This is a genomic window from Phormidium sp. CCY1219, from assembly GCF_055795085.1.
In genome coordinates this window covers 1-238 of the sequence record NZ_JAYFEQ010000254.1, presented here as the reverse complement: position 1 = coordinate 238, position 238 = coordinate 1, and the positions used below count along the sequence as shown (strand labels likewise).

Sequence of the window (238 nt, the reverse complement as noted above, 5' to 3'; positions counted from 1 at the left end):
GGGAAGGCATTGACTACCGAATTTATCATTCCGTGTAAAGCAATGTTGGCCAGGAGTGGACTAATGACCCCACCCTGCGGGGTTCCTGATTCAGTTGCCTCAAATACGCCATTGTCCAAAACTCCGGCTTTGAGCCATTGTTTAATTCTCCGTTTTAACATGGATGGACAATCTAGTTTGGACAGCAAGTAATCATGGTTAATTCGGTCGAAGCATTTTGCAATATCTGCATCTAATA

1 protein-coding gene is annotated in these 238 nt (G+C 43.7%); it reads right to left on the bottom strand.

Translation table 11 applies throughout. The features are described from left to right. Positions 1–238: reverse transcriptase domain-containing protein (locus tag AC0QH1_RS02835; protein ID WP_324629297.1), on the bottom strand; the 238-nt coding region annotated here is incomplete at both ends.